The 13,640-nt window shown below is 65.6% G+C and carries 12 protein-coding genes; 4 read left to right on the top strand and 8 right to left on the bottom strand.

All coding sequences use genetic code 11. The annotated features are described in order from the left end of the window. Positions 1–33: 33 nt before the first annotated feature. The 3 genes from G6N42_RS19160 to G6N42_RS19150 are packed head-to-tail and all read left to right on the top strand — an operon-like array spanning position 34 to position 4,045. Entirely contained in the window at positions 34–1,410 is a 1,377-nt protein-coding gene (locus tag G6N42_RS19160) for an MFS transporter (protein ID WP_163731440.1), read from the top strand. Beyond that, on the top strand, positions 1,407–2,153 hold the full coding sequence (locus tag G6N42_RS19155) for a 3-hydroxybutyrate dehydrogenase (RefSeq protein ID WP_163731435.1): 747 nt from the start codon (positions 1,407–1,409) through the stop codon (positions 2,151–2,153). The genes G6N42_RS19160 and G6N42_RS19155 overlap by 4 nt, the downstream gene beginning before the upstream one ends. After that, the gene (locus G6N42_RS19150; RefSeq protein ID WP_163731433.1) at positions 2,150–4,045 is read left to right on the top strand and encodes an acetoacetate--CoA ligase; all 1,896 of its coding nucleotides are present in this window, start codon (positions 2,150–2,152) and stop codon (positions 4,043–4,045) included. The genes G6N42_RS19155 and G6N42_RS19150 overlap by 4 nt, the downstream gene beginning before the upstream one ends. A gap of 246 nt (positions 4,046–4,291) precedes the next feature. Here the strand turns inward: G6N42_RS19150 and G6N42_RS19145 are convergent, their stop codons facing one another. Then, positions 4,292–4,912 carry an integrase core domain-containing protein gene (locus G6N42_RS19145; protein ID WP_163731430.1) on the bottom strand — a complete coding sequence of 207 codons (621 nt, stop codon included), beginning with the start codon at positions 4,910–4,912 and terminating at the stop codon, positions 4,292–4,294. A 312-nt stretch (positions 4,913–5,224) separates the two neighbouring features. Then, positions 5,225–5,569, bottom strand: coding sequence for a helix-turn-helix domain-containing protein (locus tag G6N42_RS19140; RefSeq protein ID WP_163729789.1), 345 nt, complete (start codon positions 5,567–5,569; stop codon positions 5,225–5,227). A 91-nt stretch (positions 5,570–5,660) separates the two neighbouring features. On the opposite strand from G6N42_RS19140, the gene G6N42_RS19135 reads away from it, so the two are divergent. Further along, on the top strand, positions 5,661–7,106 hold the full coding sequence (locus G6N42_RS19135) for an HNH endonuclease signature motif containing protein (RefSeq protein WP_163731427.1): 1,446 nt from the start codon (positions 5,661–5,663) through the stop codon (positions 7,104–7,106). Here G6N42_RS19135 and G6N42_RS19130 read toward each other — a convergent pair. From G6N42_RS19130 to fadD3, 6 genes are read right to left on the bottom strand one after another with little or no spacing between them, the layout of a single operon-like run. Continuing rightward, positions 7,103–8,257 carry a pyridoxal phosphate-dependent aminotransferase gene (locus G6N42_RS19130; RefSeq protein WP_163731424.1) on the bottom strand — a complete coding sequence of 385 codons (1,155 nt, stop codon included), beginning with the start codon at positions 8,255–8,257 and terminating at the stop codon, positions 7,103–7,105. The two genes, G6N42_RS19135 and G6N42_RS19130, sit on opposite strands and share 4 nt — an antisense overlap. Then, positions 8,254–8,994 carry a phosphate/phosphite/phosphonate ABC transporter substrate-binding protein gene (locus G6N42_RS19125; protein WP_232076194.1) on the bottom strand — a complete coding sequence of 247 codons (741 nt, stop codon included), beginning with the start codon at positions 8,992–8,994 and terminating at the stop codon, positions 8,254–8,256. Before G6N42_RS19125 ends, G6N42_RS19130 begins: the two co-directional genes overlap by 4 nt. A gap of 10 nt (positions 8,995–9,004) precedes the next feature. After that, the gene (gene ipdE2, locus G6N42_RS19120; protein WP_163731421.1) at positions 9,005–9,946 is read right to left on the bottom strand and encodes an acyl-CoA dehydrogenase IpdE2; all 942 of its coding nucleotides are present in this window, start codon (positions 9,944–9,946) and stop codon (positions 9,005–9,007) included. Continuing rightward, complete coding sequence (locus tag G6N42_RS19115) at positions 9,943–10,908, bottom strand: acyl-CoA dehydrogenase family protein (RefSeq protein ID WP_163731418.1); 966 nt, start codon at positions 10,906–10,908, stop codon at positions 9,943–9,945. The genes ipdE2 and G6N42_RS19115 overlap by 4 nt, the downstream gene beginning before the upstream one ends. 4 nt (positions 10,909–10,912) lie before the next feature. Then, positions 10,913–12,037 carry an acyl-CoA dehydrogenase family protein gene (locus tag G6N42_RS19110; protein WP_163731415.1) on the bottom strand — a complete coding sequence of 375 codons (1,125 nt, stop codon included), beginning with the start codon at positions 12,035–12,037 and terminating at the stop codon, positions 10,913–10,915. Between the two features lie 8 nt (positions 12,038–12,045). Beyond that, positions 12,046–13,611 (bottom strand): 3-((3aS,4S,7aS)-7a-methyl-1,5-dioxo-octahydro-1H-inden-4-yl)propanoate--CoA ligase FadD3, encoded by a 1,566-nt coding sequence (gene fadD3, locus G6N42_RS19105; RefSeq protein WP_163731412.1) that lies wholly within the window; start codon positions 13,609–13,611, stop codon positions 12,046–12,048. Positions 13,612–13,640: the final 29 nt, after the last annotated feature.

Here is a 13,640-nt window from a genome sequence, read left to right as displayed (position 1 = left end):
TCTGTGCGGTGCATCACAATCGAGGAGCGTTCGATGACGATTCACAACGACCCGAAAGCGACCGGAAGTGACGTGACGTCGGCCCCGAGCGGCCTCAAACGGGTGGTCGCCGCCTCGATGGCCGGGACCGTCGTCGAGTGGTACGAGTTCTTCCTCTACGGCACCGCCGCCACGCTCGTCTTCAACAAGGTCTTCTTCCCGGAGAGTGACAGCGCGTACGGCGCTATCTTCGCGGCGTTCCTGACCTACGCGGTCGGCTTCGTCGCCCGCCCATTGGGCGGCGTGGTGTTCGGGCATTTCGGGGACAAGTTCGGGCGCAAGAAGCTGCTGCAGTTCGCCATCCTGCTCGTCGGTGTCGTCACGTTCCTGATGGGCTGCCTGCCGACGTACGCCCAGATCGGCGTCTGGGCCCCGACGCTGCTGGTGGTGTTGCGTTTCCTGCAGGGGTTCGCCGTCGGCGGCGAGTGGGGTGGCGCCGTGCTGCTGGTGGCCGAACACAGCCCGAATCGGAGCAGGGCCTTCTGGGCCAGCTGGCCGCAGGCCGCGGTACCCGTAGGCAACATGCTCGCGACGGTGGTGTTGTGGGTGCTGACCGCGACCCTGTCGGAAGAGGCGTTCCTGTCCTGGGGCTGGCGAGTCGCTTTCTGGCTGTCGGCAGTGGTGGTGCTGATCGGCTACTACATCCGGACGAAGGTCAGCGATGCGCCCATCTTCCTCGAGGCACAGCAGGAGGTGGAGCGCGTCAAGGCCGTCTCGTACGGTGTGGTCGAGGTGCTCAAGCGGTACCCGCGCGGCGTGTTCACGGCCATGGGACTGCGATTCGCCGAGAACATCATGTACTACCTCGTGGTCATCGTGTCGATCACGTATCTCAAGGTGCAGGTCGGTGTCGACACCAACGCGATCCTGCGGTACATGCTCGTCGCGCACGCGGCGCACTTCCTGGTGATCCCGTTCGTGGGCAAACTGGCCGATCGGTACGGCCGCAGGCCCGTCTACCTCGTCGGCACGATCCTGGCGGCGACGTGGGGGTTCTTCGCATTCCCGATGATGGACACCGCCAACTATCTGCTCATCATCGCCGCCATCGTCATCGGACTGATGATCCACGCGCTGATGTACGCACCGCAGCCCGCGATCATGGCCGAGATGTTCCCGACGCGGATGCGGTATTCCGGTGTGTCGCTTGGCTATCAGGTCACCTCCATCGTTGCGGGATCGCTCGCGCCGATCATCGCCGTGAAGCTGCTCGAGATCTACGACTCCTGGGTGCCGATCGCGATCTATTTGGCAGGCGCGTCGGTGGTCACGCTGATCGCCGTACTCGTGATGCGTGAGACGAACGGCCTCGACCTGGAGACCATCGACGTCGCCGACCGCGAAGAGCTCGCCAAGGCCGGGGTCGTATGACCGAGCTCGCGGGACGCACCGCGCTGGTGACCGGCGGTGCGAGCGGCATCGGCGAGGCGTGTGCGCGGCAGCTGGCTGCGCGCGGGGCGGTCGTCACCGTCGCGGACCGCGACGACGTCGGGGCCAAGTCGGTCGCCAAGGATATCGGCGGAAACGCGTGGGCCGTAGACCTTTCCGATGTCTCGGCGCTCGAAGGGCTACAGCTCGACGCGGACATCCTGGTCAACAACGCCGGGGTTCAGCACGTCAGCCCGATCCCCGACTTCGCGCCGGATCGCTTCCGCCACCTGATGACGCTCATGGTGGAATCGCCGTTCCTTCTCATTCGCGCCGCGCTCCCGCACATGTACCGGCAGAACTTCGGCCGGATCATCAACATCTCCTCGGTGCACGGGATCCGGGCATCGGAGTTCAAGGTCGCCTACGTGACGGCCAAGCACGGTCTCGAGGGTCTTTCGAAGGTGACTGCGCTCGAGGGTGCGGCGCACGGCGTGACGAGCAACTGCGTGAACCCGGGATATGTGCGAACCCCGCTGGTGACCAAGCAGATCGCCGATCAGGCCAAGGTGCACGGCATCTCGGAGGATAAGGTGGTCACCGACATCCTCCTGAAGGAGAGCGCCATCAAACGTCTGGTGGAACCCGAGGAAGTAGCGGCATTGGTGGGCTGGCTGGCGTCGCCGACCGCGGGAATGGTGACAGGTGCGTCCTACACCATGGACGGAGGCTGGAGCGCGCGATGACCGGTGCCGCACCGCAATGGGTGCCGACGGACGAGGACGTCGCCACAGCCCGAGTGACCGACTTCGCGCGCTTCGTGGCAGATCGCACCGGCGTGACGACCACCGACTACCAATCCCTGTGGCAGTGGTCGGTGGACGAACCCGCCGAGTTCTGGGCCACGTTGTGGGACTACTTCGAGCTCGGCCAGCGCGGTGAGAAAGTCCTCGAGAACGACACGATGCCGGGCGCGCAGTGGTTTCCGGGCGTCACGCTGAACTATGTCGACCAGGTCATCCGCAACGCGCGAACCGACCGGCCCGCGATCATCCACGTCGTCGAGGGCGGCACAGACATCGAAGTCTCCTGGGCCGAATTGCTCGGGCGTACCGCCGCATTCGCGGACAGGCTGCGCTCGCTCGGTGTCGGCGTGGGCGATCGTGTCGCGGGATACCTGCCCAACATCCCCGAAGCCGTCATCGCCTTCCTGGCGACGGCGAGCGTCGGGGCGATCTGGAGCGCCTGCGGCCAGGATTATTCGGCGAAGGCCGCGCTGGATCGGCTCGGTCAGCTCGAGCCGGCGGTGTTGGTGACGGCCGACGGATATGACTTCGGCGGAAAGCACTACGACAAGCGTGAGGATGTCGAAGCGCTGCGCAAGGGATTGCCGACGCTGAAAGAGACGGTGCTGGCATCTGAGCTGACCGCGACCGGCGGCGAGCTCACGACGGTGTCTGTCAGCTTCGACCATCCGCTGTGGATCTTGTATTCGTCGGGGACGACGGGTAAGCCCAAGGGGATCGTGCACGGGCACGGTGGCGTCGTGCTGGAGCATTTGAAAGCTGTTGCCCTGCAGTCTGATATCGGGCCAGAGGACACCTTCTTCTGGTACACCAGCCCCAGCTGGATGATGTGGAACTTTCAGATCGCCGGGCTGCTGGTGGGCGCCACGATCGTCTGCTATTCGGGAAGTCCGAACTCGCCGCGGCCGGATGCGCTGTGGGAGATCGCGGCGCGGCTGCGGGCGACCGTCCTGGGCACCAGTCCCGGATATGTGCTCGGATGTGCCAAGGCGGGCGCTGTTCCGCGCAAAGAGCATGACCTATCGGCGCTGCGGACGGTGGGCATCACCGGATCGTCGTTGCCGCCGTCGTCCTCACTGTGGTTGCGCGACAACGTCGGTGAACATGTCCAGGTCGCCTCGATCAGTGGCGGCACGGACGTGGTCTCGGCCTTTATCGGCGGTGTGCGCACCGTGCCTGTATGGCCTGGGGAACTGTCGGCCCCGTTCCTCGGTTGCGCGCTGGACGCGTGGGATGAGTCGGGTAACTCCGTGCGCGGCGAGGTTGGCGAGTTGGTCATCACGAAGCCGTTGCCGTCGATGCCGATTTGCTTCTGGAACGACGACGACGGATCACGTTATCGCAGTGCTTATTTCGAGATGTTTCCCGGCGTGTGGCGCCATGGTGACTGGATCACGATCACCGATCACGGCAGCGTCATCGTGCACGGGCGATCGGACTCGACGCTGAATCGGCACGGGATCCGGATGGGCAGTGCTGACATCTACCAGTCGGTGGAGCGCCTGCCGGAGATCGCCGAGGCGTTGGTGATCGGGTGCGAGCAGGAGGACGGCGGGTATTGGATGCCGTTGTTCGTCGTGCTGGCCGGCGGCGCTGAGCTGACCGATGATCTGCGTGAGCGGATCAAGAAGGCCATCCGCGACGAGGTTTCCCCGCGGCATGTGCCCGACGAGATCATCGAGGCTCCCGGGGTGCCGCATACGCGTACCGGGAAGAAGCTCGAGGTGCCGATCAAGAAACTGTTCGCAGGCGCTGACGCCGCGAAGGTGGTGGAGCGCACCGCCGTCGACGATCCCGATCTGCTGGATTGGTACGCGAACCTGAAGCGCTAGTTCTCCGATCGAATGATGTGGTCGTCTTCGTCGTAGGTGGGTGTCACGGTGACGATCATCTGAGTTCTCCTTTCTTACCATTCCCAAGTTGACGGATCTGACTTGGTGTTTCCTTGGAGATTCCCAAGCGACGGACCCCTCAGCCGCTGTGGCTCGCTTGTGCGCGCAAGTCGCGAAGCATCAGATAGTGCGCCTTTTGCACGTTCTGCTCACCGTCCAATCGTGTCGGTGGGCTGGTGTCTTGAGTCAAGAAGGTGGCAGGGTTTTGCTGTCGAGGTAGGCCTGTTTTGGGGTGCGGTCGGCCAGGGCTTGGTGTGGTCGGATGGTGTTGTAGATGATGCGGAATCGATGGGTTTCCATGTCGAGTGCGTCGCCGTCGCCGATGTAGCCGCGGAAGAGATGCTCGTATTTCAGGGTTTCGAAGAATCGCTCGATGACGCCGTTGGTTTGTGGTGATTTGATGCGTGTGCGGATGTGGCGCAGGAGCGGATCATGGCCGGTGAACAGGGTGTGGAAGTCTTTACCCCGGTAGCAGGGACCGTTGTCGGACACGATCGCAATCGGTGCAGGGGCGTGGCCGATGACGTTGTCCTCGGCGTCAAGGACCTCCATTTCGCCGCGGTCGACTCGCAGGTCGGTGAGGTTCAAGATGCGGGTGGCTTCCTCGACGGCCAACCGAATGCAGTGCACGGCGTCGCGGCCGCGGCTGGTGGGCGTGACGGTGATGGCCAGGCAGTATTTGGTGACGTAGTCGATGACGGCACTAATTCGCCAGATCCCGCCGTGGGCGGTCTCGAACTCGGAGAAGTCGGTCTGCCACACCCGGTTGCGCTCAGTCGGCGGATCGTGAAATACCCGGCGGCGCAACGCAGCCCAAGACTTTCGATCGGCCCGAAAGCCCTGGGGTAACAGCAGGCCACGCCGCGCGCGCGTTGCACCGACGAGTTGGTTACGTCGTGACCATCAGCGCGCATCAGTGCGGCGATCTTGCGGTAGCCCCAGGCCGGCCACGCCTCGGCGTACTTCGCCGCGTCGCTTCGATCCGGTCGACGACCGGCGCCGGCCAAGGCCCCTTGGCCGGGTCACCAGCGCGCAGTCGGGCCAGCCGGCGGCGATAGGTCCGCTCGGCGATGCCGGCCAATGGCGCGAACCTCGAAACCGGCAGACCTGCTGCTTCTCTTAGGGTTTCGAGGTCCTGGAAGGGACCTGATCGGCCAAAGCTGCACCGCGCTGCCAGATCCGCAGCTGCACCGTGGCTTCGGCCAGCGCGAGTTTGAGCTGCTCGTTTTCCATCCGCAGCCGACGCTGCTCAGGGCTACCCGCGCCATGCGCGGCGCCGCTGGGCACCTCCTGCAAGCGTTGGGCCCCAGCCTCAAGGAACTGATGCTTCCACTTCGTCACCTGAGTCGAGGCCACCCCACACCGCCGGGCCGCCTCAGCACAGGTCATCTCACCGGCTAGAACAGCCAGCACCAACCGGGTCTTCTCCTCGGCAGCAATCTTTGTTCGTCGCGATCTGACCATGACCCACTCAACCTCCTCAACATCAGCCGCGTATGCACAACGCGACCCTGCCAAGAAGTTTGAGTCAGTGGACTGGTCTATATTCGAATGTATGTTCGAGTTCTCCGAAGCCGACGACGCCACCGTCGTCGCGGCGATCGCGGATCTGACTCGGGCTGAAGCCGCGACTGCGGCGCGGCGGTTGGCGGCGATCGCGGAACTGAAGCGTCGTCGTGTTCTTGATGATGATGAGCGGGCGCGGTGGGCGTGCGATTGGTGGGACTGCACAGCGGCCGAGGTCGCGGCGGCGATGAACATCAGCCCGCGGAAGGCCTCAGGGCAGATGCGCATCGCGGTGGCGTTGCGGGATCGTCTGCCTGCCGTGGCCGCGATGTTCGCTCGAGGCGAGGTGAGTGCGCGGGTGGTGGGGGCGATCACCTGGCGCACGCAGTTCATCACCGACGACGCGATATGGGCGGTCATCGATCGTGCGATCGCGGAGCGGGCTGGCAGGTGGGGTCCGCTGGGCGAGGACAAGTTGATCGCGGCGGTGGATGGGTTGGTGTTGGAGTTCGATGAGTCGGCGCTGATGGTGGCCAAGACCGTCGCGCGGAGCCGCGACTTCGTGGTCGGTGACCTCGAGGATGAGGCGGGCACGACATCGGTGTGGGGTCGGTTGACGGCGGTGGATGCGGCGGTGTTGAAGAAGAAGATCGCGGCGATGGCGGCCACGGTGTGTCCCAACGATCCCCGCTCGGCCGGTGAGCGTCGCGCCGATGCGATCGGGGCGTGGAGCCACGGTAATGATCATCTGCCGTGTGCGTGTGAATCCCCGACCTGTGAGGCGCGGGCGGGCCAGCCGGCGCCGAAGTCGTCGGTGGTGGTGACCGTCTACACCGATCAGGCCACGGTGGACGGGCTGAAAGGTAATGCGCCATCGATACCCGCGCCCACGACCCCCGCCCCGGCCACCCCTAAATCCTCTGGCACCGCGCTGTTGTCGGGGACCGAGGTGCTGCCGACTCCGCTGTTGGCGGAGTTGCTGCGCAACGGCGCCAAACTGCAGCCGCTGTGCACACCTGATGCTGAACCCGAGTCGGGGTATCGGCCGTCGGCGATGCTGGCGCGGTTTGTGCGGGCGCGGGATCTGACGTGCCGGTTCCCCGGCTGCACCACGGCGGCGCAGTTCTGCGATATCGATCATGTGATCCCCTACCCGCTGGGGGCCACGCATGCGTCGAATCTGGCGTGTCTGTGCCGAAAACATCACTTGCTCAAGACCTTTTGGACCGGGGATTGGGAGCTGACACTGCGACCCGATGGTGGCGCGGTGTGGACCTCGCCGACCGGACACACCTACACGACTCATCCGGGATCACAGGTTTACTTCCCCGACTGGGACACCACCACCGGAGACCTGCCACCCCCACTGAAGCCGCAGACGTTCAGCACCGACCGGGGGTTGATGATGCCCCAACGTAAACGCACCCGCACCCAAGACCGCGAAGCCCGCATCAAAGCCGAACGCGAACAAAACAACTCGCCCCCACCGTTCTAGGCAAGCCACGCGCCGATGCGGCGAACAGCCTCCTCGATATCGCTCTCGGGGCCCGCAAAGGACAGCCGCACGAACGATCCGCCCCGCACCGTGTCGAAGTCGACGCCGGGCGCGATCGCGACACCGGTGTCGGCCAGCAGCTTCGAGCAGAACGACAGCGAATCGGTCGTCAGGTGCGATACGTCGGCGTACACGTAGAAGGCGCCGTCGGTCGGCGCGAGTTTGTCGATGCCGATGCCGCGGAGTCCGTCGAGCAGGAGTGTCCGATTGCTCGCGTAGTGATGCAGCAGGGCGTCTGCCTCGGCGACCGCCTCCGGCGTGAACGCCGCGACCGCGGCAACTTGTGCCAGCGTCGGCGGGCAGATGGTGAAGTTGCCCGTCAAGCAGTCGACGGCCCGCTGCAGCTCCTTCGGAACCAGCAGCCAGCCCAGCCGCCAGCCGGTCATCGCGTAGTACTTCGAAAAGCTGTTCGCCACAACGGCTTGTCGCGACGTGGACCATGCGCAACTCGTCTCGGGTGCACCCTCATAGACCAGCCCGTGGTAGACCTCGTCGCTGATCAGCCGCACTCCGGTCGACTCGCACCAGGACGCGATCGCCGCCAGTTCCTCCGGCGGAATCACCGTCCCCGTCGGGTTCGCAGGGCTCGCGACGATGACGCCCTGAACCGGCGGATCGAGTTCGGCCAGCATCTGCGCCGTCGGCTGGAACCGCGTGTGCGGTCCGCACGGGATCTCCACGACCTCACACCCCAGGGCCGACAGGATATTGCGGTAACACGGGTAGCCCGGACTCGCGATCGCCACCCGGTCGCCCGCGTCGAAACATGCGAGGAACGCCAGCAGGAAACCGCCACTCGACCCGGTGGTCACCACCACGTCCGCCGGATCGACCGTCAGCCCGCGCCGAGTCTGATACGACGCTGCGATCGCCGCCCGCAGCTCCGGAATACCAAGCGCCACAGTGTAACCAAGCACCGTATGATCAAGCGCTGCCTTCGCCGCCGCGCGCACCGCTTGCGGTGCGCCGGAACTCGGCTGACCCGCCGAGAGATTCACCAGATCGCCGTGACTGCGCTGACGCTCCGCCGCAGCCAGCCACACGTCCATCACATAGAACGGCGGGATGCCGGCACGCAACGAGACGTTCATCGGGCCGGGAGTTGATCGAGGTCGTGGAAGAACCCGTGCACGTCGGCGTAATAGAAGGGCTTGAGTCCGCCGTACACGCCGCTCCAATCAGGCACCCACGCGACCAGCGCGCCGAGAAGCATGGTGCGGGTGCCTTCGTCCAGTCCCTTGCGCGCGATCACCACCGGTGGTTTGCAGTTGTCGTACTGCCCGATGATCTTCGTCGCCTTGGCGTTCTCCGACCTTGCTCTCCAGACATCCTCCAGGACCATCGTCGCCCGAACTCGCTCGGAGACAACGGCATCGATCTGGCCTTGCCACGCCGGGACTGCAATCAGATGCAGGAATTCATCCCGCGCTTTCCCCAGCCTCGCCAACAGAATCGCCGGTGAGAAGTAGCTCGACGTGCAGGCCGTGTTGATGTATCCGTAGTCCGCGCCCTGCAAATCGGCCAACCCCGTCGCGGGATCATCGGCCCTGACGACGAGCAGGCTGGTCTGACGAGGATCGCCGGTGAACTTGGACGTGGCGATCGCCAGTCCCACGTAGGTGTCGTCACCACTTCGGACGATCCGGTGAAAGTCCGCTGTCGGCACATACGCGACGTCCGGCTGGTGTCGGGCGAGAGCCTCGTCGATGACGGCGAGATCGGCGGTCTGGCTCGCGACGATGTCGGCCGCGGTGAGAATGCTCTTCCACGGCTCGTCGCTGGTCGGCAACCCGAGATTCTGGTCCAGGACGAAGGACAGCGATGTCACGTGGCCAACGTTAGAGCACTTCGGACTCGAGCCTGCGCAAATGCTCCCTAGGCGGCCCGAGCAGCTGCGCGCTGCCGTGCGCTCGCTTGAAGTACAACTGCATGTCGTGCTCCCACGTGATGGCGATGCCGCCGTGCATCTGGACCGCCTCGCCCACCACCTTGGAGAACGCTTCGCTCGCCGAGAATCGCGCCAACGCCGCTGACGTCGGCGACGGTTCGGCTACCGCGTCGTTCACGACGGCCCGCGCCGTCTGCACCGCGACATACAGGTCAGCCATCCGGTGCTTGAGGGCCTGGAAGCTGCCGATCGGCCTGCCGAACTGAACCCTGTCCTTGGTGTACGCGACGGTGAGATCGAGACACCGCGCAGCCGCTCCGATCTGCTCGGCGGCGAGCAGGATCGCCGCCGTATCGGCCAGCCCCGGGTCGGCGCCGATCTCGGTATCGCCCTGCGATTCGACGCGGGCCAGCCGACGCGTCGGATCCATGGTCTTCGCGGGGTGCGCGGTGAACTCCGACAGCCGCTTCAGTCGCTCACCGTCCGCTGTGATCACGATGTCGGCGACGTCGCCGCTGATCACGAAATTCGTATCGAACGCGATGGTGCCGATCTTGGTACCGGCCGCAAGTTCTTCCAGCGCGTCGGCGTCGGGTTGCTCGGCGGTCAGCAGCGCCAGCTCAGCCAGCGTCGTGCCGAGCAGAGGTGTAGGCACCAGGCCCTTACCGAGTTCTTCGAGGACGACGGCGGCGTCGGCGAGCTCACCACCCGCACCGCCGAGTTCCTCGGGTACCACCAGAGCGGCGGCACCCACTTGCTCGCACAACAACTTCCACAGCGACTCGTCGAATCCTCGCTCGGACTCCATCGCCTGCCGCACGGCCTCGGGCGACGCGTGCTTCTCGACCAGTGCGGCTACCGTGCCCCGCAGCAGTTCCCGTTCTTCGCTCACAATGCCTCCAGAAGCCGTCGCCGGTGCAGCGCGGGATCGCCCCACGCCGAACGCAGTGCCTGCACCCGCAACAGCGACAGCGACATGTCGTGCTCTTGCGTGAATCCGATCGCGCCGTGGGTCTGCAGCGCAGAGCGTGCCGCCAGCAGCGCGGCGTCCGACGCGGCGACCTTGGCGGCACTGACGTCGCGCGCCGTCTCCGGCGTCTGGTCGGCCACCGACAGCGCCGCCCCGTAGACCAGGGGCCTAGCGAGCTCGAGGGCAATGTGTACATCGGCGAGTTTGTGTTTGATGGCCTGATACGTACCAATCACCGTGCCGAACTGGCTGCGCTGCTTGGCGTACTCGACCGACATGTCGAGCAGCGCCTGCCCTGCCCCGACCAGCTGCGCCGCAGTCGCCAACACGCCGAACTCGTATGCGCGTGCCACATCGGCCGCCTGGCCCTCACCGGACACGCTGACCTCGAACAACTTTCGGCTCGGGTCGACGGATTCCACCTGCTCGCCCGCGGTGCCGTCGCTGACCTTGCCGTCGGCCGCCACCAGGATCAGGCCCGCGGTGTCGGCGTCCACCGCCCGCGGCACCTGCGGGGGCAACGCGACCGTGGCGATCAGCTCACCGGCCGCCAGTGCAGCGCTGCGCTCGGCCACGTCATCGTGGCTGGCGAGGAGAACCGGTGCCACCGCAATGGATTCGGTCACCGGCCCGGGAACGCACCACCGGCCAAGCCGTTCGGCAGCGACCACCAGGTCGACGGGGTGCGCCTCGATCCCGTCGAACTTTTCGGGCACCATCAGGGCTGTCACACCCAGGTCGGCCAGCTGTGCCCAGACCTTGCGGCCAGGCGCGGGGTCGCCCGCGGCCCACGCGCGCACCGCGGCGGGCATGTCGGCCGCGCCGAGAGCGGCGTCGATGCTGGCGGCGAAGTCGCGCTGCTGTTCGTCAATCTCAAAGTTCATCTGTCTACTTCCGCGGCAGGCCCAGTAGGCGCTCGGCGATGATGTTGCGCTGAATCTCGTTGGTGCCCGCATAGATCGGACCGCCCAGTGCGAACAGCAGACCTTCGGTCCACGAGTCGACCAGCTCGGCGTCGGCGCCGCGCATGTCCAGCGCGGTCTGATGAATCGCGACGTCGAGATCCGACCAGAACACCTTGGTCACCGACGACTCGGCGCCCAGTTCACCGCCGCCACTGACTCTGGTCACGGTGCCGAACGTGTGCAGCCGGTAGGCCTGCGCCCTGATCCATGCGTCGGCTACCCGGTCGACGAATACGGGATCGGGATTGGCTTTCCATTGTGCGACAAGGCGTTCGGCGGGTGCGATGAAGCGCGCCGGGCTGCGCAGCGACATCCCGCGCTCATTGCTCGACGTACTCATCGCCGCACGCCAGCCGTCGTTCACCTCACCGATCACGTCGTTGTCAGGCACGAACACGTCGTCGAGGAAGATCTCCCCGAAACCTGTGTCGCCACCCAACTGGGCAATCGGGCGCACCGTGACCCCGTCGGCCTTCAAGTCGAACATGACGTACGTCAGCCCCTTGTGCCGCTGGGCCTCGGGATCCGAGCGGAACAACCCGAACGCGCGCTCGCCGAACGGCGCCCGCGAGCTCCATATCTTCTGGCCGTTGAGCAACCAGCCACCGTCGGTCTTGGTGGCGGTCGACCGCAGCGACGCGAGGTCGCTGCCCGACTCGGGTTCCGACCAGGCCTGCGCCCAGATCTCTTCGCCACTGGCCATTTTGGGCAACACTCTGTCGAGCTGTTCCTGGGTGCCGTGCGCGAACAGGGTCGGCGCGAGCATCGACGTGCCGTTGGCGCTGGCGCGGCCTGGCGCGCCTGCGCGGAAGTACTCCTCCTCGTAGACCACCCACTGCAGCAGCGACGCGTCGCGGCCGCCGTACTTCTCCGGCCACGTGATCACCGACAAGCCGGCGTCGAAGAGCACCTTGTCCCAGGCCCGATGTTGTTCGAAGCCCTCGGCCGTGTCGTAGGACTTCGTCGGGAACTTGTCCTTGTTCGCCGAGAGGAATTCGCGCACCTCGGACTGGAAGTCCAGGGTCGCGTCGTCGAAATTGAGATCCATCAGTGCTCCTATTTCCGCATCCCGCGGAGAACTGGCTTGACCACTTTGCCGCCCGGATTACGTGGCAGCACATCGAGGAACTCCACGAAACGCGGTGCCTTGAAGTTCGCGAGATGCTCACGCGTGTAGGTGATTACCTGTTTTTCGTCCAGCTCCGCGCCCGGCTTGAGTACGAGGAACGCCTTGCCGACCTCGCCCAAGCGATCATCGGGCACCCCGATGACGGCCGACTCGGCGACGCCGTCGAGGCGCGCCAACACCTGTTCGATCTCGGCGGGGTAGACATTGAACCCGCCGCAGATGTACATGTCCTTGAGCCGATCGGTGATGGTCAGGTTTCCGCGCTCGTCCAATCGGCCGACGTCGCCCGTGTGTAGCCAGCCGTCGGAATCGATTGCGGCGGCGGTGGCTTCGGGATCATCGAGGTAACCGAGCATCACGTTGGGCCCGCGCAGCAGCACCTCCCCCGAGCCGTCCTCGGACGGGTCGTCGATGCGTAGTTCGAAGTCGGCGATCGGGCGCCCGCACGTCGTGGCCACCGTGACCGCGTCGTCGTCCGCGCGGCACATCGTGCCGAACCCGCTGGCCTCGGTCAGGCCATACGCGGTCAGCACGATGTCGATGTCGAGTTCGGTCTGCATGCGTTCGATCAGCACCACGGGGATCGTCGCCGCACCGGTCACCGCGAATCGCAGCGACGTCAGGTCGTAGTCGCCGCGCTTCGGATGGTCCAGCAGGGTCTGGTAGATCGTCGGCGGCCCGGGCAGCACGGTGATGCGGTGTTCGGCCACCGCGGCCATCGCCTTCTCCGGGTCGAACGTCAACTGCGGGATGAGCGTCGCGCCGGTCTGCAGGCACGCCAGGATGCCGGCCTTGTAGCCGAAGTTGTGGAAGAACGGATTGATGCACAGGTAGCGGTCCGCACTCGTGAGCTCTCCGCAGGCAGCCCATGCGGCGGGGGCGTCGAGCGACTGGCGATGTGCGCAAAGCACGCCCTTGCTGCGGCCCGTGGTGCCGGAGGTGAAGAGGATGTCGGATACGTCGTCAGGCGTGACGGCTGCGGCGCGGGCGTCCACGACGGCGAGGTCTGTGCCGCGCGCGACGAACTCGTCCCACGTTCCGTCGTCCTTCTCTATCGGGACGCGGATTACGTGCCGCAGGTCCGGAAGAGCCTCGCGGTCAATGGACGCGGCCTTGTCGGCGCCGAGGAACTCGCCCGCCGCGAACAGCAGCGGAGCGGCGGTGCGGGCAAGGATGTCGGTGGCCTCGCTCGCGGTGTAGCGGGTGTTCAGCGGCACCATCACCGCGCCGGCATAGTGCGTGGCCAGGCATGCAACCACCCAGTGCCAGGTGTTCGGCGACCAGATCGCGACCCGGTCCCCGGCCTGCACGCCCAGGTCGATCATGGCTGCGGCGGCCTGGCGCACTTCGGCGCGCAACTGCGCGTAGGTCAGCTGACGGTCGCCGGCTGGATTGCCGGCACTGCCGGCGGTCGTAACCAGGGCGTCATGGTCCGAGAACTGGTCAGCAATCCGATCCAGGACCTGCGGAATGGTCCTCGAACGGTCCGTCATCGATGCTCCTCTAACAAAGCAAGTGCTTG

The sequence above is a fragment of the Mycobacterium gallinarum genome, from assembly GCF_010726765.1.
Taxonomy (GTDB): domain Bacteria; phylum Actinomycetota; class Actinomycetes; order Mycobacteriales; family Mycobacteriaceae; genus Mycobacterium; species Mycobacterium gallinarum.
Note: the sequence above shows the minus strand (reverse complement) of the source record. Positions and strands in the feature narration are given on the sequence as shown.

What these genes read in the sequence shown, in the direction of transcription:
- G6N42_RS19160 (WP_163731440.1), top strand. Translation starts at nt 34, where the DNA reads ATGACGATTCACAACGACCCGAAAGCGACCGGAAGTGACGTGACGTCG.
- G6N42_RS19115 (WP_163731418.1), bottom strand. Translation starts at nt 10,908, where the DNA reads ATGAACTTTGAGATTGACGAACAGCAGCGCGACTTCGCCGCCAGCATC.
- G6N42_RS19150 (WP_163731433.1), top strand. Translation starts at nt 2,150, where the DNA reads ATGACCGGTGCCGCACCGCAATGGGTGCCGACGGACGAGGACGTCGCC.
- G6N42_RS19155 (WP_163731435.1), top strand. Translation starts at nt 1,407, where the DNA reads ATGACCGAGCTCGCGGGACGCACCGCGCTGGTGACCGGCGGTGCGAGC.
- fadD3 (WP_163731412.1), bottom strand. Translation starts at nt 13,611, where the DNA reads ATGACGGACCGTTCGAGGACCATTCCGCAGGTCCTGGATCGGATTGCT.
- G6N42_RS19135 (WP_163731427.1), top strand. Translation starts at nt 5,661, where the DNA reads ATGTTCGAGTTCTCCGAAGCCGACGACGCCACCGTCGTCGCGGCGATC.
- G6N42_RS19140 (WP_163729789.1), bottom strand. Translation starts at nt 5,569, where the DNA reads ATGGTCAGATCGCGACGAACAAAGATTGCTGCCGAGGAGAAGACCCGG.
- G6N42_RS19130 (WP_163731424.1), bottom strand. Translation starts at nt 8,257, where the DNA reads ATGAACGTCTCGTTGCGTGCCGGCATCCCGCCGTTCTATGTGATGGAC.
- G6N42_RS19110 (WP_163731415.1), bottom strand. Translation starts at nt 12,037, where the DNA reads ATGGATCTCAATTTCGACGACGCGACCCTGGACTTCCAGTCCGAGGTG.